The organism is Mesorhizobium sp. B2-1-3, from assembly GCF_006442495.1.
Lineage (GTDB): Bacteria > Pseudomonadota > Alphaproteobacteria > Rhizobiales > Rhizobiaceae > Mesorhizobium.
Genome location: NZ_VFWL01000010.1, coordinates 198,811 through 219,795 on the forward strand (window position 1 = coordinate 198,811; position 20,985 = coordinate 219,795).

Annotated in this window: 20 protein-coding genes; 6 read left to right on the top strand and 14 right to left on the bottom strand. The window is 65.1% G+C overall.

The features are described from left to right. Positions 1-8: 8 nt before the first annotated feature. Positions 9-1,886, top strand: a complete 1,878-nt coding sequence (gene mutL, locus FJ973_RS18410) for a DNA mismatch repair endonuclease MutL (protein ID WP_140557080.1) — start codon at positions 9-11, stop codon at positions 1,884-1,886. A 909-nt stretch (positions 1,887-2,795) separates the two neighbouring features. Here mutL and FJ973_RS18415 read toward each other — a convergent pair. Continuing rightward, positions 2,796-3,689, bottom strand: a complete 894-nt coding sequence (locus tag FJ973_RS18415; protein ID WP_140521678.1) for an EamA family transporter — start codon at positions 3,687-3,689, stop codon at positions 2,796-2,798. A gap of 93 nt (positions 3,690-3,782) precedes the next feature. On the opposite strand from FJ973_RS18415, the gene FJ973_RS18420 reads away from it, so the two are divergent. Then, positions 3,783-4,709 (top strand): LysR family transcriptional regulator, encoded by a 927-nt coding sequence (locus tag FJ973_RS18420; RefSeq protein ID WP_140557082.1) that lies wholly within the window; start codon positions 3,783-3,785, stop codon positions 4,707-4,709. Between the two features lie 116 nt (positions 4,710-4,825). Here FJ973_RS18420 and FJ973_RS18425 read toward each other — a convergent pair whose 3' ends face one another. Continuing rightward, on the bottom strand, positions 4,826-5,413 hold the full coding sequence (locus tag FJ973_RS18425; RefSeq protein WP_140557083.1) for a hypothetical protein: 588 nt from the start codon (positions 5,411-5,413) through the stop codon (positions 4,826-4,828). Positions 5,414-5,540: 127 nt separating this feature from the next. Here FJ973_RS18425 and FJ973_RS18430 point away from each other — a divergent pair, with 127 nt between their 5' ends. Beyond that, complete coding sequence (locus FJ973_RS18430; protein WP_140494196.1) at positions 5,541-5,774, top strand: DUF2093 domain-containing protein; 234 nt, start codon at positions 5,541-5,543, stop codon at positions 5,772-5,774. 92 nt (positions 5,775-5,866) lie between these two features. On the opposite strand, the gene lpxK is transcribed toward FJ973_RS18430, so the two are convergent. The 6 genes from lpxK to FJ973_RS18460 form a co-directional block, all read right to left on the bottom strand. Beyond that, positions 5,867-6,898 (bottom strand): tetraacyldisaccharide 4'-kinase, encoded by a 1,032-nt coding sequence (gene lpxK, locus FJ973_RS18435; protein ID WP_140515566.1) that lies wholly within the window; start codon positions 6,896-6,898, stop codon positions 5,867-5,869. Position 6,899: 1 nt separating this feature from the next. Next, a complete protein-coding gene (gene waaA / locus FJ973_RS18440) occupies positions 6,900-8,216 on the bottom strand; it encodes a lipid IV(A) 3-deoxy-D-manno-octulosonic acid transferase (RefSeq protein WP_140557085.1) in 1,317 nt (438 codons plus the stop codon). Next, on the bottom strand, positions 8,213-9,004 hold the full coding sequence (locus FJ973_RS18445; protein ID WP_140521674.1) for a lysophospholipid acyltransferase family protein: 792 nt from the start codon (positions 9,002-9,004) through the stop codon (positions 8,213-8,215). The genes waaA and FJ973_RS18445 overlap by 4 nt, the downstream gene beginning before the upstream one ends. 5 nt (positions 9,005-9,009) lie before the next feature. Continuing rightward, entirely contained in the window at positions 9,010-9,255 is a 246-nt protein-coding gene (locus tag FJ973_RS18450; protein ID WP_140557087.1) for a DUF4170 domain-containing protein, read from the bottom strand. Positions 9,256-9,331: 76 nt separating this feature from the next. After that, the gene (locus tag FJ973_RS18455) at positions 9,332-10,135 is read right to left on the bottom strand and encodes a 3'(2'),5'-bisphosphate nucleotidase CysQ (RefSeq protein ID WP_140557088.1); all 804 of its coding nucleotides are present in this window, start codon (positions 10,133-10,135) and stop codon (positions 9,332-9,334) included. Next, entirely contained in the window at positions 10,122-11,465 is a 1,344-nt protein-coding gene (locus FJ973_RS18460) for a TldD/PmbA family protein (protein WP_140557090.1), read from the bottom strand. The genes FJ973_RS18455 and FJ973_RS18460 overlap by 14 nt, the downstream gene beginning before the upstream one ends. A gap of 157 nt (positions 11,466-11,622) precedes the next feature. Between FJ973_RS18460 and FJ973_RS18465 the strand changes: the two genes are divergently transcribed. After that, positions 11,623-12,039 (top strand): VOC family protein, encoded by a 417-nt coding sequence (locus FJ973_RS18465; RefSeq protein WP_140494209.1) that lies wholly within the window; start codon positions 11,623-11,625, stop codon positions 12,037-12,039. A 26-nt stretch (positions 12,040-12,065) separates the two neighbouring features. Here the strand turns inward: FJ973_RS18465 and epmA are convergent, their stop codons facing one another. Then, positions 12,066-13,112, bottom strand: coding sequence for an EF-P lysine aminoacylase EpmA (gene epmA, locus FJ973_RS18470; protein ID WP_140557092.1), 1,047 nt, complete (start codon positions 13,110-13,112; stop codon positions 12,066-12,068). Between the two features lie 123 nt (positions 13,113-13,235). On the opposite strand from epmA, the gene efp reads away from it, so the two are divergent. Then, positions 13,236-13,805: an elongation factor P gene (gene efp, locus FJ973_RS18475; RefSeq protein WP_140494213.1), complete on the top strand. Its 570-nt coding sequence runs from the start codon at positions 13,236-13,238 to the stop codon at positions 13,803-13,805. Between the two features lie 190 nt (positions 13,806-13,995). Then, positions 13,996-14,538 (top strand): dihydrofolate reductase family protein, encoded by a 543-nt coding sequence (locus FJ973_RS18480; RefSeq protein ID WP_140557094.1) that lies wholly within the window; start codon positions 13,996-13,998, stop codon positions 14,536-14,538. Positions 14,539-14,635: 97 nt separating this feature from the next. On the opposite strand, the gene FJ973_RS18485 is transcribed toward FJ973_RS18480, so the two are convergent. The 5 genes from FJ973_RS18485 to FJ973_RS18505 form a co-directional block, all read right to left on the bottom strand. After that, entirely contained in the window at positions 14,636-15,505 is an 870-nt protein-coding gene (locus FJ973_RS18485) for a patatin-like phospholipase family protein (protein WP_140494217.1), read from the bottom strand. Beyond that, positions 15,502-16,878 (bottom strand): pitrilysin family protein, encoded by a 1,377-nt coding sequence (locus FJ973_RS18490; protein WP_181170922.1) that lies wholly within the window; start codon positions 16,876-16,878, stop codon positions 15,502-15,504. Before FJ973_RS18490 ends, FJ973_RS18485 begins: the two co-directional genes overlap by 4 nt. A 2-nt stretch (positions 16,879-16,880) precedes the next feature. Next, a complete protein-coding gene (locus FJ973_RS18495) occupies positions 16,881-18,263 on the bottom strand; it encodes a pitrilysin family protein (protein ID WP_140557097.1) in 1,383 nt (460 codons plus the stop codon). Positions 18,264-18,403: 140 nt separating this feature from the next. Beyond that, positions 18,404-18,958 carry a 16S rRNA (guanine(966)-N(2))-methyltransferase RsmD gene (rsmD, locus tag FJ973_RS18500; RefSeq protein ID WP_140557099.1) on the bottom strand — a complete coding sequence of 185 codons (555 nt, stop codon included), beginning with the start codon at positions 18,956-18,958 and terminating at the stop codon, positions 18,404-18,406. Beyond that, a complete protein-coding gene (locus FJ973_RS18505; RefSeq protein ID WP_140521657.1) occupies positions 18,955-20,979 on the bottom strand; it encodes a pseudouridine synthase in 2,025 nt (674 codons plus the stop codon). The genes rsmD and FJ973_RS18505 overlap by 4 nt, the downstream gene beginning before the upstream one ends. Positions 20,980-20,985: the final 6 nt, after the last annotated feature.

Here is a 20,985-nt window from a genome sequence, read left to right on the forward strand (position 1 = left end):
CTGTCACCATGCCCATACGCCAGCTTTCCGAAACGATGATCAACCAGATCGCCGCCGGCGAAGTCATCGAGCGTCCGGCAAGCGTGGTGAAGGAACTGGTCGAGAACGCGCTTGATGCCGGTGCGGGAAAGGTCGAGGTCGTCACATCAGGCGGCGGGTTGAACCTGATCCGTGTCACCGACGACGGCTTCGGCATCCCCGAACAGGAGCTTTCGCTGGCGATCGCACGCCATTGCACCTCCAAGCTTGCCGAAGACATCCACGACATCCGCTCGCTCGGCTTTCGCGGCGAGGCGCTGCCATCGATCGGCTCGGTCTCGCGGCTGTCGATCCGCTCGCGCACGGCGGCAAGCGACAGCGCCGCCGAGATCGGCATCGAGGGCGGCAGGATCTCGCCCGTCAGGCCGGCGGCGGCCAATCGCGGCACCACCGTGGAGGTGCGCGACCTTTTCTTCGCCACCCCGGCAAGGCTGAAATTCATGAAAGGCGAGCGCGCCGAAAGCTCGGCGACCAGCGACGTGGTCAAGCGCATCGCGATCGCCTTTCCGACCGTTCGCTTCACGCTCAGCGGTTCCGACCGCTCGACGCTTGAATTGCCGGCGACCGATGACAGCGCGGACGGACGCCTGCGCCGCATCGCCCAGGTGATGGGGGCCGAGTTTCCCGACAATTCCATTGCCATCGATGCGATGCGCGAAGGCGTGCATCTGACCGGCCATGTATCGATCCCGTCCTTCACCCGCGCAAACGCGCTGCAGCAATATGCCTATGTCAATGGCCGGCCAGTGCGCGACAAGCTGATCGCCGGCGCTATCAGAGGCGCCTTCGCCGACGTCCTGCCACGCGACCGCCATGCGGTCACGGTGCTTTTCCTGACACTCGACCCGGCGATCGTCGACGTCAATGTCCACCCAGCCAAGGCCGATGTCCGCTTCCGCGACCCCGGCCTGGTGCGCGGGCTGATAGTCGGCGCCATCCGTCAGGCGCTTGCCGAAGCCGGCATCCGCGCCGCCACTTCCGGTGCCGCCGGCATGATGGCGGCGTTCCGGCCGGGAGCGGCGTCATACGCCCATGGCGGCCCGGCCAATGGTCACCGCAGCTACGAAGCGGCCTACCGCGCCTCGGGCTCTGCCGGTTTCGACCACGCACGCTCGCCGCAACGGCCACTCGACATGGAGTTCCAGGGTTCAGGATTCGAACGAAACGGCGGGTTCGGCGAAAACGAGCAGGCGGCGTTCGATGCCGGCCCGATCGCCAGCGCCGACGCCCGGGCAGGACAGGGCGAAGCGGCGGAGACGCTGCTTGGCACGGTGCTCGGTGCGGCACGGGCGCAGGTGCATGAGAACTACATCGTCGCCCAGACCAGGGACTCACTTGTCATCGTCGACCAGCATGCCGCGCATGAGCGGCTGGTCTACGAGGCGTTGAAGAACGCGCTGCACGCGCGCGCCGTGCCGTCGCAGATGCTGCTTCTGCCGGAGATCGTCGACCTGCCTGAAGAGGATGCCGAACGGCTCGCCACGCATTCCGAAACGCTCGCCCGCTTCGGGCTCGGCATCGAGCGTTTCGGGCCGGGCGCCGTGGCCGTGCGCGAGACACCGTCGATGCTGGGCGAGACCAACGTCCAGCAATTGGTGCGCGACCTCGCCGACGAGATCGCCGACAACGACACCGTCGACACGCTGAAGGAAAGGCTGGACAAAATCGCGGCGACCATGGCCTGCCATGGTTCGGTGCGTTCCGGCCGCCTGCTCAAGGCCGAGGAGATGAACGCGCTGCTGCGCCAGATGGAGGCCACGCCCGGCTCCGGCACCTGCAACCACGGCCGCCCGACCTATATCGAACTCAAGCTGGCGGACATCGAGAGATTGTTCGGGCGGCGATAAAGTGTTGCCCTCCAAGGCCGGATGCCCTCGGTCAGTTCTTTTGCTGAAATTTTCTAGCGGCACGATTGAAGACGTAGTCCATCTGTGTCCGTTGCCGCCGCCACGAAAATTCACGGAGATGATGTCCTTACGGTGCTCCACCCATTTTTGGACGTTCATGTAGATAGGCGTCATCAGCATGCCCGCATCGCAACCATCGTCATCGAAAGAGATTTGCTGGACGACCTTGCCGCTGGTCTTCTTGATGACCTGCATTTTCGTCATGCAAATCCCTGAACCGGTGTTTGTGTAAAGTCCGGCAAACCGGTCGGCAGCGGTTTCAGCCCAAAAGGGAATTTCGACAGTTCCGTCGAGTTTCGCCTCGCCCGTGTCGTCGAGGCTTGCAACCTTCTTCAGCGTGACCGGAAATTTGTCCGCGCCTTTGCGCCAGGTCCCTGTCGCACCGCTTTCGCCGATGTCGAGGGAAAGCGGGCAATTCGTGGTATCGACTGGTGTCTTCGATCCCATCACCATGATGCGTTCAAATTCCTGGTCGTCCGAAATCGCGCACAGCGAGAGCCTGGTGCCGCTGACCGTGCCGTAGAGCGCGATCGGACTCTGCCCGGCGTCGTAGAAGTAGCTCCCCTCGACCGTTATGCCGCTGCCGAAGCTGTCATATGTCTGAAGCGATAAATGAACGGGATCGGGCCCTATCGACCCTTCGTAGTTCTCCACGTGATACCAGCCGGCGACGGCCTTTTGGCTCAGCAGCAGCAAGCAGAAAAACGCGGCCACGAACGCTCTTCCCATCCCGATCCCCTCCATCAGCGCAAATCAGGATAGCGCGCCTTATGCCCGTATCACAGGGGTTGCCGGTTGAAGCAGCGCGACTTGTGGATTTGAGTCGGAAAACAGCCGCAACTCTCTGATTTATCGTTTCAAATTCACTACGATGACGCCCCCTAGCGCCAGCGCGCCGCCAAGCAGGCCGAGCAGCATCGGGACTTCGCCCAGCCAGAAGAAGCCGATCAGGGCGGACATGGGAGAGACCAGATAAAGGAAGTTCGAGGCACGCGCCGCAGGCAAGCGCGAAAGCGCCGTCGCCCAGGCGGCATAGGCGATCAGGCTCGGCACGACGCCGAGATAGATGACCGCCCCCAGCCCCGCCATATCGGCGACCGCCGCCTGCGAAAAAGCTGCCGGCAGGAAGGGCGCCAGGCAGAGCGCGCCGAGCACCATGTTCGAGGCCGCGATGGTCAGTGGATGATGGCGGGCGAACAGCGGCTTCTGCACGATGGTGTTGACGGCCGAACAGAGCGCCGATCCCAGCACCAGAAGCGCACCCGTGTCGAAATGCAGGCCCTGTCCGTCGGCCATGGCGATAATGCCGATGCCGCTGAAGGAAATGGCGGTGCCGACCCAGGCCATCGTCGAGAATCGTTCGCCGAGCAGCGCCATCGCCATGATGGCGGTGAAGATCGGGCTGACATTGATGATGAATCCGGCAGCACCGGCCGAAACCGTCAGTTCGCCGAAATTGAGCATGGCGGTGTAGAGCGCGACGAAAACGGCGCCGCCAAAGGCAAGGCGCCACAACTCGCCTATGCGCGGCAGCGTCGGCCGCCTGACAGCAAGGAAGATCGCCGCAGGTACCGCGGCGATGGCAAAGCGCAGGGCGCCGAGTTCGAGCGGCCCGAACGCGGCGAGGCCAGCCCGGATCGCCGGAAAGGCGGAGGCCCAGCCAATCACCGTCAGCGCCACCGCTACGGCCGCGGTGGTGTCCATCCGCTGTGCTGGATTCAACGTGCTCGTCATCGCCCTCATCTCATCGTCCTCCCGTTCTTTCGCCTCTCGATGGGGAGAAAACGCTTTTTCGGACCAATTGACAAACGACCAAATCGAGGGTCAGTTGTGACTATGGATCACAGCTTAGACGGCATCTTGCCGCTCGAGACACTGCGCGCCTTCGATGCAGCGGCACGCACGGGGAGTTTTTCGGCAGCCGCGCAGAGGCTCCACCTTACCCATGGCGCTGTCAGCCGGCAGATTGCCAAGCTGGAGGACTGGCTTGGCCTGAAGGTTTTCGAACGCGGGGCGCGCGGCGTGACGCTGACGAACGAAGGCAATCGCCTGCATCTCAGGACCACAGAAGCCTTCGCGTTGATCTCGGTCAATTCGGACCGTTGGGTTGAACCGCGCGGCACCGCAGTGGTGCGGCTGGCTTCGATCCCTTCGGTGAGCGGCTTGTGGCTGATGCCACGCATGGCGGCGCTTGAGAATGATCCCACCCGCCTGCGCATCGTGCTGGATGTCGACCACCGCCAGGCCGATCTCGCCGATGAAGGCATCGATCTGTCGGTGCGCTGCGGACGCGGCCGCATCCCGGGCCGCGTTTCGATGCAGTTGTTCGAGGAGTATCTGTTTCCGATCGCCTCGCCGAGCCTCGCGCCGGAGATCGGTGGCGGCGACCCGGCCCGGCTGCTCAAATTCCCGCTGATCAACGATTCCGACGCATCCGGCTGGCGCGCCTGGTTCGCCGCGCAGGACATGGATTACCGGCCGCGCCCGCAGGACCGCCGCTTCGAAGACTACAATCTGGTGCTCGATGCCGCCGCACACAGCCTGGGCATCGCGCTGGCACGCCCGCCGCTCACCGAACACCAGATACGGTCGGGGCGTGTCGTGGCCGTCGACGACCGCGTTGTGCTCAATCCCGTTTCCTACTGGCTCGATCGTCCTGCCGGGAGGCCCCGCGCCGCTGCCGCCGACCTGTCGCGCCGCATCGCGGCGCAGGCCGGTGTGTCGGCGGAAAAGATCGAACACTTCGTCGAAGCCGACACGTAGGTTTCAGAGCAGTTCACCGTTTCACGGAAACGGCGAACCGCTCTATGTCTTTGTTTTGCGCAATTCCATAGGGAAAGCGCTACGCGCGTTTCCCGGGAAAACCGTACACACTTGCTTTAGCGAATGGCCAACCAGACAAATGCAATGAGCGCGGCAACCAGCAGGCCCGTTGCGATGGGGCCGATGCCGACCGCGCCTTGTTCGCGATTCCCCGGTGCGGCTCCCTTTGGTTGGCCGGTCATGCGCCCCGGCACCACATTGTCGGCTGACGCCTTTTGCACGACGGATACCCGCGGCGAGACGAACGCCGGCCACGAGAGCGGCGCGGGCCGGGCAGCGCCGCCGTCTTCGGCTCTTGTGACGGCCACTGGCACGCCGCGCTGAGCCTCGTCACCTGGCGACGCCTGCTTGCGCGCCGAAATCTCGGAAACGGTCTTTCCGGCGGTTTCCATGTCCGGCTCCATCGCCGCCTGATAGGCCCGTACGATCTGCGGTGCGGCCAATTGTTGCGACGTCTCGGCCGACGCGGGCGGCAGGGCCGCCAGCGCTTCCACGGCCGGTTGCGGGCGAAAGGCCGGCAGCGGCGGTCGCAAGGCCACCTTGACCAGCGCTGCCTTGAGCACATCGGGTTTCGCCGGCGGCACCGCCTGCGGCGTCATCGCCTCCTTGAGCAAGGAAGCCAGCCGAGCGGAAGAAATGTCCATCATGTCCCCACCAATGGTACTCTTCGGCTCATCAAATAGGATATCAGCATTGCCTCGAGCTTGTCCCATGCTTGACCTTGCCGGCAATTTGTGGCGATGAACTCGGCATGAAGCTCGGCACCAAAGCATGATGAACCGTTTCGAAGGCCCCGGCGGCAAGGAAGCCCGTATTCGCTATCTCGACGGCGACTTCCAGGTGACGAGCCCGGGCGCGTTCGTGCGCTGCGCGGTGACCGGCGAAAGCATTCCGCTCGACGAGCTGAAGTACTGGAGCGTTGAGAGGCAGGAGCCCTACATCAACGCCGCGGCCTCATTGCGCCGCGAGATCGAGGCGCATCCGGAATTGCGCAAGCGAAGCTGAGCAAATCCCGGAATGCGCAGCCGTTTCTGTCCGCCGTTGCGTAAAAACCAAGAAGCAGAGCGGGTCGGCGATTCCATCGAAGGCTGAACGCCTTAGCCCTTAAGCTTAAGTTTACGCTGGCGCCAGGCATCGAGCGTCTCCTCGATGATACGTTCGGGAACGTGGTCGAGCTCGAAGACCGCGTCGATTTCCAGCACGTCGAGACGATCGAGAAAGTCCTTCGAAGCGCCGTGGCGCAGCCGGGCGGCATCCTTGGCGGTGGTGATGAGGCCGAGCCCTTCGGCGCGCGCGGTGGCCGCCAGTTCGGCAAGCTCATCCTCGGCGTAGAAATGATGATCCGGAAACGGCCGCTTCAAAGCCACCTCGCCGCCGGCCTCCTCTACCGTGTCGAAGAATTTCTCGGGGTGGCCGATGCCGGCGAAGGCAAGATAGCGTTTGCCGGCGAGGCGTTCCTTGCCGCTCGGCTCGGTGTGAGCCTCGAAGATCGGCCGGCCGGCGCGCGCCGCCTGGCGCACCACCGCGTCGGCGGCGGTGCCGTCACCCATCTTCAGCAACCCGCTGGTGAAGACCAGCTGATCGACGACCCTGGCCCTGAGCGGCCCGCCCGGGATGACACGGCCGTTGCCAATGCCGTACCGCGCATCGACGACGACCAGCGCATAGTCGATATGGATGCGCGCGCTCTGGAAACCGTCATCCATGATCAGGAAATCGCAGCCATGGTTTTCCATGAGCAGCCGTGCTCCGGCGGCGCGGTGCGGCGTCACTGCCACGGGCGCGTGTTCGGCCAGCAGCAGTGGCTCGTCACCGACATGCCTGGCGCTGTCGTGTTTGATGTCGACGACATGCGGCTCGGCGAAGGAGCCGCCATGGCCGCGCGAGAGGAAACCGGGTTTGAGCCGCATGCGCCTGGCGTGTTCGGCCATGGCGATCGCCACCGGCGTCTTGCCCGTTCCGCCGACGGTGAAATTGCCGATGCACAGAACCGGCGCTTCGATCTTCTCGCGCCTGGCCCGCCGCATGCCACGGCCGGCGACGAATGCATAGGCGGCCGACAGCGGCGACAGCGCGAAAACGCGCCAGTCCGGCTCCTCCCACCAGAACGGCGGTGCTTCGGAGGCCATTTTAGCGCCCGTTCGCGCCCTTCAGGCGCGCCTTGACGACCAGCGGCTGGATATAGGGCTCAAGCGACTTCAGCGTGCGCGCCAGCGCGCCGCGCATCTCATCGACGGTCGCGGCGCCGGCCGCCATCATCTCATGGCGCGCGACTTCGTTGGTGAGCAGGAAGTTGACCGCACCGGCCAGCATGTCGCGGTCGCGCACCAGCTTGGCGCCGCCGCTGTCGAGCAGGCGCTGGTAGGCCTCGCGGAAATTCTGCACGTTGCGTCCGGCAAGGACCGCCGTCTCGAGCATGGCTGGCTCGAGCGGGTTCTGGCCGCCTTCGGAGGTGAGCGAACGGCCGACAAAGGCGATCTCGGTCATCCTGAGATAGAGCCCCATCTCGCCGATCGTATCGCCGAGCAGGATGTCAACGTCGGGCCCGATCCTGTCGGCCTTGCTGCGCCGCGCGACCTTGAGGCCCATGCCGGAAATCTGCTCGGCCAGGGCCTCGGCGCGGTCGGGATGGCGCGGGACTACTATCGTCAGCAGGCCGTGGTGACGCTTGTGCAGCATCGCATGGACCTCGGCGGCAACCACTTCCTCGCCGTCATGGGTCGAGATCGCCGCCCAGGTCGGACGGCCGCCAATCTGCCGCTGCAAGGTGGCCAGCGCCCGTTCGTCGACCGGCGGCGGGTTGGTGTCGACCTTGAGATTGCCGGAGACGGTTACCGGGCGGGCGCCGAGCGCGCGGAAACGCTCGCCGTCGACATCGGACTGGGCAACGACATGGGCAAGGTTCTCGAACAGCGCCTCGGCAATGTTGGGGCGCTTCTTCCAGGACGTGAAGGAGCGGTCGGACAGCCTGCCATTGACCAGAACCTGAGGCACGTGGCGGGCGCCAAGCTCGAGAATCGTCATCGGCCAGATCTCCGATTCGGCGATGATCGCCAGATCCGGCTTCCAATGGTCGAGGAAACGGCTAACCGCCGGCTTGAGGTCGAGCGGCACATACTGGTGGATGATGCGGTCTCCCAATCTCTCGTCGGCGACCTTGGCCGACGTTACCGTGCCGGTCGTCAGCACGATGTTGACGCCGTAGTCGAGTATGCTCTCGACCAGGGGAACGACAGCTATGGTTTCGCCGACGCTCGCGGCGTGGATCCAGATAACAGGCCCATCGGGGCGAGGCCGGCCGGCGACGCCGTAGCGTTCGCGGCGGCGGTTGCGGTCTTCCTTGCCGCGCGAGGTGCGCCAGGCAACATAGGGTCCGACCAGCGGATAGGCGACAGCGCCCGCCAAACGATATGCCGTCAGCATGGTACGCGCCCAGCGACCGCTCATCGCGGGGCATCCACGAGACGGTAGGCCTCGGCGGTCGCGGCATTGAGCGAGGCCGTCACTTCGAGGCGCTTGCGCTCCATCTCGGCGTCATCGGCATTGGCCGGCACGAAAACCGGTGTACCGATGATGATGGACGAGCGGCCGAACGGCAGGTTGATGGTCGTCTTGTCCCAGCTCTTCTCCAGCACCTTGCGGCGGCTGGTGGCAATGGCCGCCGGCAGGATCGGCCGGCCGGAGAGCCGCGCCAGGAGCACGATGCCAAGCCCCGCATCGCGCGGCGTGCCATGGGGGATGTCAGCGATCATGGCGACGTTCTTGCCGGCGACGAGCGACTTTTTCAGGGCGATCAATGCCTTGGCGCCGCCCTTGTCGAGATGTTTGGCATTGTCGCGCCCGCCGGAGCCGCGTACGGCCTCGATGCCGAATCTCTCGATCATCAGGGCGTTGAGTTCGGCATCGGCACTGCGCGACACCATGGCGACGAGCGGCCTGCCCTTGGGGTAGTAGGCCGGCGTCAACAGATGCTGGCCGTGCCAGAGCGCAATGATGCCGGGCTCGAACTGGGCATAGGCACCGCCGGTCAATTTCGCCGAGCCGTCGACGACGCGGTTGGTCAGGCGCACCAGCCGGACGAACTGCGCCAGCAGGCCGACGATGATGTTCTTGACGAATCGCGACTGCGCCAGCGGCTTGCGGATCCTGCGCCAGAAGGCCTTGGTGGCGCGGCTGCGGCCCCTGCCCGTCGGCGTAGCCTGGCCGGGCGGCGCTTTCGCCAGATCATTATCCATCGAAGTCAACCGACAGCCTTGTGGTCGGGGTCCAGGAGCCGATGCAGGTGCACGACGAAATAACGCATATGGGCATTGTCCACGCTGGCCTGCGCCTTGGCTTTCCATGCCGAATGGGCGGATTGATAGTCGGGATAGATGCCGACGATGTCGAGCGCGTCAAGATCGCGGAATTCGGTGCCGCCAAGCTTCTTCAGTTCGCCGCCGAACACCAGGTGCAAAAGCTGTTTCTTTCCGTCTTCCGCGGCCATTTCGGTCCTTCACATATTGTGAGTTTGTGACAGGTCTAGACCAAAGCCGCCGACTTTGGAACCTTCGATAATGCTTTCAATCATCCAGTCCGGCAATGACGCCCACGAGCACCGCCAGCAGTTCACCGCTGCCGGCGGCGAGCGCGCCGTGGCGGGTCACCTCGCCGGCATAGAGCGGCGCGCGGCCATGCGGGTCGAGCAACTGGCCGCCCGCCTCGCGCAGGATAAGGTCGGCGGCGGCGATATCCCAGTCGTGCGCGTTCGGCTTTACGAAAGTGGCATCGAGCGTGCCGTTGGCGATCATTGCCAGGCGATAGGCAAGCGAAGGGCTGTAGGGCGCCCGCTTCAGCCGTTCCTGCCAGCCGGCCGGTATCCTGTCGAGCAACTGCTTCAATCCGGAAATTTCGGCCTTGTCGCCGGGCTGGCGCACCGCGATGCGGCTACCGTTGCGGAAGGCGCCCTGGCCAGGCAGCGCCCAGTAAGTCTCGTTAAGCGCCGGACACTCGAGCACGCCGGCAAGCGAACGGCCATGCTCCACGACGGCGACGCTGACACACCAGGTGCGCTGGCCTTCCAGGAAGCCGCGGGTGCCGTCGATCGGATCGACGACAAAGGTTCGGCGCGCCGAAAGCCGCACTGGATCGTCGACCGTCTCCTCGGACAGCCAGCCATAATCCGGCCGCGCCGCAAGCAGGGTCTGGCGCAAATACGCATCGGCGGCGTGATCGGCCTCACTGACCGGCGACGTGCCGCCTTTCATCCAGACTTGCGGACTGTTGCCGAAGTAGCGCATCGCGATGGCACCCGCCTCGCGGGCAGCATCGCGCAGCAGCGGCAGATCCTCCGTGGCGCCGGTCGTGGTCAGATCATGCTCCGGCAAGGGTCATGCCTTCGATCAGCAGCGTGGGGGCAGCGGTGCCGAAATTGCGATCGAGGTCGCTTGCCGGCACCATGTTGAGGAACATCGTCTTCAGGTTGGAGGCGATCGTGACTTCGGCCACGGGATAGGCAAGCTGGCCGTTGTCGATCCAGAACCCCGAAGCGCCGCGGCTGTATTCGCCGGTCACCATGTCGACACCTTGCCCGAACACCTCGGTGACGTAGAAGCCGGTCTTGAGTGACGCAATCAGTTCTTCTGGCGAGCGCTCACCCGGCTCGATGGCAAGATTGGTCGAAGACGGCGAGACAGAGGAACCGCTGCGCGAACCGCGTCCATTGGTGACGAGACCCAGTTCCCGCGCCGCCGAGGTGGACAGGAACCAGTGGTTGAGCACGCCGTTCTCGACCATGAAAAGCTTGTCGCCTTCGACGCCTTCGCCGTCGAACGGACGCGAGGCCTGGCCGCGCCGCCTCAGCGGCTCGTCGGTGACGGTAATGGCCGATGCAGCCACCTTTTTGCCCATCATGTCGCGCAGGAACGACGTCTTGCGCGCGACGGCAGCGCCGTTGATGGCGCCCGCGAGATGGCCGGCAATGCCGCGCGCCACGCGCGGATCGAACACCACGTCGACCGGTCCGGTCGCGGCCTTGCGCGCGCCGAGCCGGCGCACGGCGCGTTCCCCGGCCTTGCGGCCTATGTCTTCCGGCGCATCCAGGTCGGCAAAATGCTGGCGCGAGGAGAATTCATAATCGCGCTCCATGCCGGTACCCTCGCCGGCGATGACGCTCGTGGAGCGCGAGAAGCGCGAGGCGACATAATGGCCGAGGAAGCCGTGCGAGGTGGCCAATACCAGCCCTCCGAGCCCGGCGCTGGCATTGCTGCCCGCCGAATTGGTCACGCCTTTGACGGCCAGAGCCGCCGCTTCCGCGGCCAGTGCCGCTTCCTTCAACTGGTCGGCCGATACTTCTGTTGCATCGAACAGGTCGAGATCGCGCGTCTGCCTGGCCAGCAGCGCCGGATCCGCGAGGCCCTGGTTGGGATCTTCGGGAGAGACCATGGCCATGGCGACGGCACGTTCGGCAAGCGCCTTCGGGTCGGACGCGGCAGTAGCGGAAACACTTGCCACCCGCTGGCCGACAAAGACACGCAGCGAAACGTCGTCGCCTTCCGAGGCCTCGGTGTTTTCGACCTTGCCCAGCCGCACCGACACACCGGTCGAGCGGCCACGCACCGCGACGGCATCCGCGGCATCGGCGCCAGCTTTTTTGGCAGCCTCGACCAGGGCCGCGACGCGGTCGGTCAATCTTGATGCGTCCGATATATCGCTCATGCGCGTGATCCTGCTGTTGCGGCTGGCCCGAGAGCCGCCGTCCCCCATCTATTGTTCCGGTCCGGCTTGTGCAATGGCACAAGCTTCAATCAAAATGCATCGGTTCAGCCGCCCATCGCGAAGCGCGGCACCGCATCGCCAGCACGGAGCATTTCCAATGACGCCTTTCCATCTTGCCTTCCCGGTCCGTGATCTCGATGAAACACGCGCTTTCTATGGCGAGGTGCTGGGTTGCGCCATCGGCCGCTCTTCGGAGACCTGGGTCGATTTCGACCTGTTCGGCCACCAGATGTCGGCGCATCTGCGGCCACCGGCCGCGCCGGCTGCCAGCGACGGCAAGGTCGACGGCATGGCGGTGCCGATCCCGCATTTCGGCGCCGTGCTTTTGATGGATGACTGGCAGCGGCTTGCCGCGCGGCTGGAAGCACGCGCCGACATAGACTGGCTGGAGCGGCCGATGATCCGCTTCAAGGGAGAGCCCGGCGAACAGGCGACGCTGTTCATCCGCGATCCCTCGGGCAACGCGCTGGAATTCAAGGGCTTTCGTTCGCTGGAGCAGATTTTCGCGCATTGACATGGTGCAAGCCGTGGCGCGCGGACTCAGGACCCGGCAACAGGCGTCCAGATCACATCCTCGATTTTTTGCGCGCCCGTGGCCAGCATCGCCAGCCTGTCGAAGCCGAGCGCGATGCCGCTGGCCTGTGGCATGACCGCCAGTGCCGCGAGAAAATCCTCGTCCAGCGGATAGCGCTCGCCATAGACGCGCTCTTTCTCGTCCATTTCCATGATGAAGCGCCGGCGCTGCTCCTCGGCGTCCGTCAACTCGCCGAAGCCGTTGGCAAGTTCGACGCCGCAGCAATAGAGCTCGAAGCGCTCGGCGACGCGGGGGTCGCGTGGGCTCGGTCGCGCCAGAGCCGCCTCGGCGACCGGGTACTCGCAAAGGATGGTCGCGCGGCCGATACCGAGATTGGGCTCGATCTTCTCCACCATCACCCGGCTGAACAGGTCGGCCCAGCCGTCGTCGGGCGCGGTACGCAGGCCGGCACCGGTCAGGGCCTGATGGAGCGAATCGCGGTCGGTGATGCCGTCGGCGCTGACCGTCGCAAGCAGATCGATCCCGGCATGGCGGGCGAAGGCGTCCGCCACCGTCAGCCGCTCCGGCTCCGCGAAAGGATCGCAGTCGCGGCCGCGAAAGCTGAAGCGCGTGGCCCCTGCCCTTGTCGCGGCCAGCGCCAGCAGATCCGCGCAATCCCGCATCAGGCTCTCATAAGTGTCGCCGACCCTGTACCATTCGAGCATGGTGAATTCGGGATGGTGCAAAGGGCCACGCTCGCGGTTGCGATAGACCGGGCCGAAGCTGAAGATCCTGGTCTCGCCGGCAGCGAGCAGCTTCTTGCAGGCGAATTCCGGCGACGTGTGCAGATAGAGCGGCTTGCGCTGCCCGTCCGGCGCGACCGCCTCGGTTGCGAAGGCCGCCAGATGCGCCTCGTTGCCGGGCGATATCTGCAGGGCCGATGCCTGCACCTCGATGAAATCGCGACGGGCGAACCAGTCGCGCAAGGCGGCGGCAAGGCCGTTGCGCAGCATCAGGCGCGAACGGCGATCGGCATGCACATGCGGCGTCCACCAGGGCGAAGCGGCGGTCATGGGCGGTTTGAAGGCGCGCTGGTTCGCGTTGGGGGCTGGCGGTTCGCGCCGAGATGCGCTAGGCCCCCATCCAGCGCCGCGCAAGCCGGCAAACGCCCGTCAACTCTCGCAGGATAAAAAACCGTGGTGAAAGTCATCGCCAGTTCGCTCCGCAAAGGCAATGTCGTCGACAAGGACGGCAAGCTTTATGTGATCCTCTTTGCCGAAAACATCCACCCAGGCAAGGGTACGCCGGTGACGCAGCTCGACATGCGCCGCATCGGCGACGGGGTGAAGGTTTCGGAACGCTACCGCACCACCGAACAGGTGGAGCGCGCCTATGTCGAGGAGCGCGAGCACACCTTCCTCTACGCCGACGGCGAAGGCTATCACTTCATGAACCCCGAGACCTACGACCAGGTGGCGGTGTCGGAAGCCGTGGTCGGCGATGCCGCCCCCTATTTGCAGGAAGGCATGCCGGTTCAGGTCTCGCAGTTCAACGGCATCGCCATCTCCCTGGTGCTGCCGCAGCGGGCCACCTTCGAAGTGGTCGAGACCGAGCCCACGACCAAGGGCCAGACGGCGTCCTCTTCCTACAAGCCCGCCCTGCTCTCCAACGGCGTGCGCACCGCCGTGCCGCCGCATATCGCGCCAGGCACCCGCGTGGTGGTGATGACGGCCGATGGGTCCTATGTGGAGCGCGCGAAGGACTGAGAGCACTGCGCCAGGCGTCGCCAGCTTCTCAGCCGGACCCTATTTTTAGCCGCTGACGATGATCGGCGGCATCGCCAATTGGCGCCGGCCGAGGCCGGCGCTGCCCGGGCAAACAACAAGCGCAGCGTTATTTCCAGAAGCGTGTCGCACAAAGCCATCATCGTTCGTCCTTGTGGAAAGGAGAACGCCAATGAGAAAGCTTATCGTCACCGAATTCATCAGCGTCGATGGCATCGCCGAAGTCGAGAAACTGCCTGGCGTGACCTGGAACGACGAGATGAACAGGTTCAAGGAGGACGAGCTGGCTGACAGCGGCGCCATGCTTTTGGGACGCACAACCTACGAGATTTTCGCCGGCTCGTGGCCGAGCGAAACCGGAGACTTCGCCGACCGGTTCAACGCGCTGCCGAAATACGTCGCGTCCAGCAATTTGAAGGTGCTCGACTGGAAACCGGCCGAGCTGCTCAGGGGGCCGCTGCCGGAGGCGGTCAGGACACTGAAGCTAGGTAGCGGCGGCAACATCTATGTGCATGGCAGCCTCAACGTCGCGCAGGAACTGTTGCGCCATGGTCTGGTCGACCGCGTCAGGCTGCTGAGCTACCCCGGCACCGTCGGCCAAGGCAAAAAGCTGTTTCCGGCCGACGATCCGGTGTCGCTTGAGTTGATTTCCGTCAAGCCATTCAGCAACGGCGTGGTGGCGCTGGAGTATGCGCCGGTGCTGGCGAAATCGTAGTCGGTTAGAGTGCCCTTCTTCCAGAGAGGACTGGAGGGCGCCTGGTTTTCGGGATCAAAGCTATAGCGGTGACGTGAGGCAACGTGTGGACCTCGCGTCACCCGGTCTGCTTTCCCCGTCTTTGCTCGACGGCAGCACTTTCCCTAGCCTCCACCACCCTCTCCACCTCGCGCTTCAGCTGATCCTTGATGTCCGCCGTCTCGGTCATCAGGACCTCGATCTTGAGGAAGTCGAGCACGCGGTATTTGGACACCGCCGGGCGGATCAGGATATCGGGCTGGCACTGCTTCAGCTTGTTGGCGATGATCGACTGCATCATCAATTGCGTGGCGCCGAACATCAGGTCGACGGAGGTCGGCCGCCTGTGGTCGGCCTCTTCCGGCGCGCCGACCACGTCGACGCCGATGATGATGTCGGCATCATCCTCGATAAGGTCGAAGGGCACGGGGTTGTAGATGCCGCCGTCGATCAGCAGCCGGCCGTCGCGCATCACCGGGCGGAACACGGCAGGAATGGCCGCTGAAGCCGCTAGCGCCGAATGCAGGTCGCCTTCGGCGAACACGGCCAGCTTGTGGCCGAAATAGTCCGTCGCCGTCACCTTCAGCGGGATTTTCAGCTCGGCGAAGGTTTCGGGAATGGCTTCGGGCAGGAATGCCTTGAGGATGCGTTCGACATTGAACTGACTGACGCGGATGCCGGCCTGCATGGCCTCGGCGATCGTGCCGGGCCGCGCCCGCCACATGCGGCTCGCCACCTCGGCGCGACGGCCGAGGATCGAGCGGGCATAATCATGGATGTCCTTGCCGGTCATGCCGGAGGCCATCCCGGCGCCCATGATGGCGCCGATCGACGAGCCGGCGATTGCGACCGGCCTGATGCCCAGTTCGTCCAGCGCCTCGATGACATGGATGTGCGCCAGACCGCGCGCGCCGCCGCCGCCAAAGGCGATGCCGAAGGTGAGGCTCATCCCTTGTTGGCTCCGGCCAAGGGCGGTCCGACGACCATGATGGTCGGCTCGGCCGACAAAAGCTTCTTCGCCGCGGCCTTGACCTGGTCGAGTGTCACCGCGTTGATAAGGCCGGTGCGGCGCTGAATGTAATCGACGCCGAGGTCGTCGAGCTGCAGCTCGACCAGGGTCGCGGCGATGGCGCTGGAGGAATCCAGGTTGTTGATGGCGTAGGCGCCGATCATGTATTTCTTGGTCGCCGCCAGTTCCGCGTCGGTCGGGCCGTCCTCGGCAAGCCGCTTGACCACGTCCCGCACGATGCCAAGGGTTTCGGCGGCCCGGTCCGATCGTGTGCCGGTGGTGACGATCAGAGCGTCGGCATGGTCCTGGTTGATGAGCGAGGAATTGACGCTGTAGGCCAGCCCGCGCTTCTCGCGCACCTCTTGGAACAGGCGCGAGGTGAAGGTGCCGCCGCCGAGAATCTCGTTCATCAGAACCGCAGGGAAGAAATCCGCCGCCTTGCGCTTCACGCCAGGCCAGGCAAGCTGAAGCGAGGTCTGCGGTAGGTCGTAGTCGACCTCGATATGCCGCGCCAGATTCGGCTCGACGTCGGCAACCGGCGCGAGCGCCTGGTTCTGCGGCAGGTTGCCGAACACCATGTCCAGTTTCTTCTTCAGCGTTTCCGGGTCGATGGCGCCGACCACCGCGACATGCAGTCCGCTCCGCGCGAAGACGGCCTTGTGCAGCGCCTTCAGATCGTCCCGCGTGATGGCGGCGATGCTCTGCCTGGTGCCCTGATCGGAGCGCGAATAAGGATGATCGCCATAGAGCGCGCGCGCCCATCTGTCCTGCGCGATCGTGTCGGGGTCGTTCTCTCCGGCGATGATGCCGGACAGGATCTGAGCGCCGATGCGATCGATCGGCGCCTGGTCGAAACGCGGCTCGTTGACCGCCAGCCGCAGCAGGTCGAACACCTCGTCGCGCTGCTCGGCCAACATGCGCATGGAACCGTAGATGCCGTCGCGGGTCTCCTCGAAGCTCATCTCGGCGCCGGCGTCGTCGAGCTTCACCTGGAAGGCGTCGCTGTCCAGAGGGCCTGCGCCTTCGTCGAACAGACCGGTCATCAGATTGGCCAGCCCTTCCTTGCCCGGCGGATCCTGCGTCGAGCCGCCCCCAAAGACGAAACGGATGGCCACCATCGGCACCGAATAGTCTTCGACCAGCCAGGCGGTGACGCCCTTGGGCGAGGTGACCTGCTGGATGTCCATGGCGCGGGCGGCAAGCGCCGGCAGGACCAGGAAGAAGATGGAAAGGAGCAAAGTGACAAGCGCTGCGCGTGCCCTCCCTTCTCCCCGTTTGGGAGACGGGAAAGAGCCGTGTTGCTCGCTCTTCATCATCAATTCCCCGCCTGTTGCTGCGGCAAGAGATAGCCGGTCGTCGACCGGGCCAGCACCAGATAGCGCGCGGCGACGGCCTTGATCTCGCCGGGAGTGATGTTGCGGATGCGCTCCGGCCATTGCTCGATGTCCTGCACATTGCCGCCGGTGGCAAGCTCGGCGCCATAGATATTGGCCATCGAATCCTGTTTGTCGCGGGCGAAAACCATCGAGCGGACATAGCGGTCCTTGGCCTTGTCCAGCTCCTTGACGGTGACGCCTTCCCTGGCGATGCGCACGACCTCCGCGTCGACGGCCGCCTCGACATCGACGAGCCTGGCGTCGCCGCGCGGCGTGCCATAGACGGTGAAGTTGGTGTCGTCCAGCATGGTGCCCTGGAAATAGGCCCCGGCGTTGGAAGCGATGCCTTGCCTGACCACCAGCGCCTGATAGAGCCGGCTGCGGTTGCCGCCGCCCAGTATTTCCGCCAGCAGGTCGAGCGCCTCGGCTTCGCCGGGCTTGGCCGTGTGGTAGGACGGCACCACCCATTGGGTGGAGAAATTCGGCACGCTGACGCGGGCGTCGGACAGCGTCACCGTGCGCCTGGTGTTCTGCTCCGGCTCGACCGGGCGGACGCGCGGCGGCAGGTCGGGCCCGCGCGCGATCTTGCCGTAGGTTTTCTCGGCCAGAGCCTTGACCGTGTCGGGCTCGACGTCACCGGCCACGATCAGCACCGCGTTGTTGGGCTGGTAGTATTTGTTGTAGAAGGCGATGGCGTCGGTGCGGTTCAACTGCTCCATCTCCTGCATCCAGCCAATGACCGGAATTCGGTAGGGCTGGTTCTGCCACAGCGTGGCGTCGAGTTCCTCTTCGAGCACTGCCTCGGGACTGTTGTCGATGCGCGAACGGCGCTCCTCCAGGATGACGTCGCGCTCGGTCTTGATGACATCGTCGGTGAGGATGAGGTTGCGCATACGGTCGGCCTCGAAGCTCATCATCAGCTCGAGCGCCGACGGCGCCACCGTCTCGTGGAAGGCGGTGTAGTCGTAGGAGGTGAAGGCATTGTTGGAGCCGCCTATGTCGGAGACGGCGCGGTCGAACTCGCCGGCGGCGTGATTGGCCGTCGCCTTGAACATCAGATGCTCGAAGAAATGGGCGATGCCGGATTTGCCTGGCGGCTCGTCGGCGCTGCCCACCTTATACCACACCATATGGGTGACGATCGGTGAGCGATGGTCGGGAATGACGACCACTTCCATGCCATTGTCGAGCAGAAAATCCGTTACCTTGAACTCGGCCGGCCGCTTGTCGGCGGCGAAGGTCGCCGGGGCCAGTCCGGCAATGACCAAAGCCAGCGATGTGGCCAAGAGCGTCTTGCGCAGCCATTCAGCCTGAAATGTCATCAATGGCTCCGGTTTCTCATGACGGACGATAGGCGGCGAGCCGATGTTGTGAAAGTGAATTGTTGATTACCGGCATGGCACGACCTGCTCCCCTGGGAAGAGGGCTCGCGTTCCATCTTCGCCCGCAAATGAAGCTTAACTCAGGCGGCCTCGACAAGCCGGATCAGCGTCTCGCCATAGTGGCGCTCGTCGACAACTGAAAATCCCGGTCCCGGCTCGAAAGGCGCCGCCGCTGCCTCCTCGACCACGCACAGCGCGCCGGGACGCAGCCAGCCGCCTTGCTTGGCCGACCTCAGCGCGCGTTCGCCAAGACCCTTGCCGTAAGGTGGATCGGCGAAAACGAGCTCGAACGGCGCCAGCGTGCCGGCCTCGCCCAGAGCCGTCGCATCGCGCCGGAATATCTTGGTGCGGCCGGTCAGGCCGAAGGCCTCGACATTGTCGCGGATCAGGCCGCGGCCTTCGGCCGACTCCTCGATGAAGACGCCATAGGACGCGCCGCGCGACAGCGCCTCGAGCCCGAGCGCGCCTGTGCCTGCGAACAGGTCGAGCACGCGCGCGCCCTGCAGCCGATCGGCAAAGCGATGCGCCAGCACATTGAAAACAGCCTCGCGGGTGCGGTCGGTGGTGGGGCGGATGGCGCTGCCGCGGGGCGTCGCCAGCGGGCGCCCGCGAAACTCGCCGCCGACGATCCTCATTTCGCCCTTGGACCCTTGAAACCGCCGCGCGGCCGCTCGCCGCCGCCACCCGGACGTTCGCCACGCGGCTTGCCGAACGGCTTTGGGCCGCCCGGCTTGCCGCCGGGCTTGCCATAGGCCGGCTTGAAAGACGCCTTGCGGGCCTTGGCTTCAGCGGCTTTGGCAGCATCCGCCTCCGCCCTGCCCTTGCCGATCGGCCGCGCGCCCGGCGCCATCCAGACATTGGCCTTGCGCTGGCCGGGCGGCTCGATCGGCCGCTGCTCGCGCTCGGATTTCTTGCCGCCTGGCTTGCCGCCAAAACCACCGCGCGGCTTGTCGCCGAAGCCACCGCGTTCGGGTCTCGGGCCGCGGTCGCCAAAGCTTTTTTCCGGCCTCGCGCCTCTGTCGGGGCTGGTCGACAGTTTGCCCAGCGCCTCGTCACGGCTGCCTTCGCGGCGCTTGCGGTTCTTGATCAGGCCGCCCTCGCCGATCGGCCGGTGGTCACCCTCGCGCGAAAATCTCGGCCGCTCGGCCTCCTCGCGGCGCGGCTCGACCCGCCGCACCGGCAGGTTGGAAAACGGTTTTGTTATCTCGGCATCGAAATTGGCACCGGATTCCTCTATCAGGCGTTCGCCGAGCTGATCGCGCAACACCTTGCCCTTGATCTCCAGCACATGGCCTTCGGGGAGCTCGTCGAGCTGGAACGGGCCGTAGGAGATGCGGATCAGCCGCGTCACGTCGAGGCCGAGCGCGCCGAGAATGTTCTTGACCTCGCGGTTTTTGCCCTCGCGCAAGCCGATCGTCAGCCAGGCGTTCGAGCCCTGCTCGCGGTCGAGGCTCGCCTCGATGGCGCCATAGAAGACGCCGTCCACGGCAATGCCTTCGCGCAGGCCCGCAAGCGCACTTTCCTCGACCTTGCCATGGACGCGCACGCGGTAACGGCGCAGCCAGCCGGTGGCCGGCAGTTCGAGCACGCGAGACAGGCCGCCATCATTGGTCAGCAGCAGCAGGCCTTCGGTGTTGATGTCGAGGCGGCCGATGGTCATCAGCCGGGGCAATTCAGCCGGCAGCACGTCGAAGACGGTCTTGCGGCCCTCGGGGTCGCGGTTGGTGGTCACGACACCGGCAGGCTTGTGGAACAGGAACAGCCGAGTGCGCTCGATCGGCGGGATCTCCATGCCGTCGAGATGGATGATGTCGCCCGGCATCACATTGAAGGCCGGCGAAGACAGAACCCGGCCGTTGACCTTGACGCGGCCGGCCGCGATCAACTCCTCGGCGTCACGGCGCGAGGCAAGCCCGGCGCGAGCCAGCCGCTTGGCGATCCGCTCGCCGGCTTCCTCGGGCGCCTCCGCAGGACGCGGACGGGACTTGAAACCGCCTTGCGGCCGGTCGGCAGCGAAATCGCGCTTCGGACGGTCAGAGAAGTCGGGCTTGGGCCGATCGGCAAAATCACGCTTAGGACGATCGAAGCGTCTTTCACCCGTCGCACCTTCAGCCGCCATTGGCCGCTCGCCGCGCGGTGCATACGGCTTGCGCGGGCCTTCGCGGTTTTCATAAGGCTTGCCTTGCGGACGCGGACCCTTGTTGAAGGGCCGCTCCGAGCGCCCGCCTTCGCCGCCTTCGCGCGGCTTATACTCACGCTTCTGGGGCCGTTCGCCATCGGCGGTCATTGGACGGTCGCCACGCGGCGCGTAGGGCTTGCGCGGCCCTTCACGCTTCTCATAAGGTTTGCCTTCCGGACGCGGACCGTTGTTGAACGGCCGCTCCGAGCGCCCGCCCTCGCGCGGTTTGTACTCGCGCTTCTGGGGCCGTTCGCCATCGGCGGCCATCGGCCGCTCGCCGCGCGGCGCGTAGGGCTTGCGCGGCCCTTCGCGTTTTTCGAAGGGCTTGCCGCCGTCGCCACGCTTGGCAAACGGTTTCTTGGCGCCGAAGGCCGGCTTGCCGCCTTTGCCGGCATCGCGCCCACGCGCGGCCGCCGGTTTCGGACCGCTTTTGCCCGGACCCTTCTGGCGCGGAGATTTCTTGTCGTTGTCGTCCATGTGGCC

Bases quoted from the DNA above. Each gene is read 5' to 3' on its own strand.
- mutL (WP_140557080.1), top strand. From the start codon at position 9: ATGCCCATACGCCAGCTTTCCGAAACGATGATCAACCAGATCGCCGCC.
- FJ973_RS18415 (WP_140521678.1), bottom strand. From the start codon at position 3,689: ATGAGGGCGATGACGAGCACGTTGAATCCAGCACAGCGGATGGACACC.
- FJ973_RS18420 (WP_140557082.1), top strand. From the start codon at position 3,783: ATGGATCACAGCTTAGACGGCATCTTGCCGCTCGAGACACTGCGCGCC.
- FJ973_RS18425 (WP_140557083.1), bottom strand. From the start codon at position 5,413: ATGGACATTTCTTCCGCTCGGCTGGCTTCCTTGCTCAAGGAGGCGATG.
- FJ973_RS18430 (WP_140494196.1), top strand. From the start codon at position 5,541: ATGATGAACCGTTTCGAAGGCCCCGGCGGCAAGGAAGCCCGTATTCGC.
- lpxK (WP_140515566.1), bottom strand. From the start codon at position 6,898: ATGGCCTCCGAAGCACCGCCGTTCTGGTGGGAGGAGCCGGACTGGCGC.
- waaA (WP_140557085.1), bottom strand. From the start codon at position 8,216: ATGAGCGGTCGCTGGGCGCGTACCATGCTGACGGCATATCGTTTGGCG.
- FJ973_RS18445 (WP_140521674.1), bottom strand. From the start codon at position 9,004: ATGGATAATGATCTGGCGAAAGCGCCGCCCGGCCAGGCTACGCCGACG.
- FJ973_RS18450 (WP_140557087.1), bottom strand. From the start codon at position 9,255: ATGGCCGCGGAAGACGGAAAGAAACAGCTTTTGCACCTGGTGTTCGGC.
- FJ973_RS18460 (WP_140557090.1), bottom strand. From the start codon at position 11,465: ATGAGCGATATATCGGACGCATCAAGATTGACCGACCGCGTCGCGGCC.
- FJ973_RS18465 (WP_140494209.1), top strand. From the start codon at position 11,623: ATGACGCCTTTCCATCTTGCCTTCCCGGTCCGTGATCTCGATGAAACA.
- epmA (WP_140557092.1), bottom strand. From the start codon at position 13,112: ATGACCGCCGCTTCGCCCTGGTGGACGCCGCATGTGCATGCCGATCGC.
- FJ973_RS18480 (WP_140557094.1), top strand. From the start codon at position 13,996: ATGAGAAAGCTTATCGTCACCGAATTCATCAGCGTCGATGGCATCGCC.
- FJ973_RS18485 (WP_140494217.1), bottom strand. From the start codon at position 15,505: ATGAGCCTCACCTTCGGCATCGCCTTTGGCGGCGGCGGCGCGCGCGGT.
- FJ973_RS18490 (WP_181170922.1), bottom strand. From the start codon at position 16,878: ATGAAGAGCGAGCAACACGGCTCTTTCCCGTCTCCCAAACGGGGAGAA.
- FJ973_RS18495 (WP_140557097.1), bottom strand. From the start codon at position 18,263: ATGACATTTCAGGCTGAATGGCTGCGCAAGACGCTCTTGGCCACATCG.
- rsmD (WP_140557099.1), bottom strand. From the start codon at position 18,958: ATGAGGATCGTCGGCGGCGAGTTTCGCGGGCGCCCGCTGGCGACGCCC.
- FJ973_RS18505 (WP_140521657.1), bottom strand. From the start codon at position 20,979: ATGGACGACAACGACAAGAAATCTCCGCGCCAGAAGGGTCCGGGCAAA.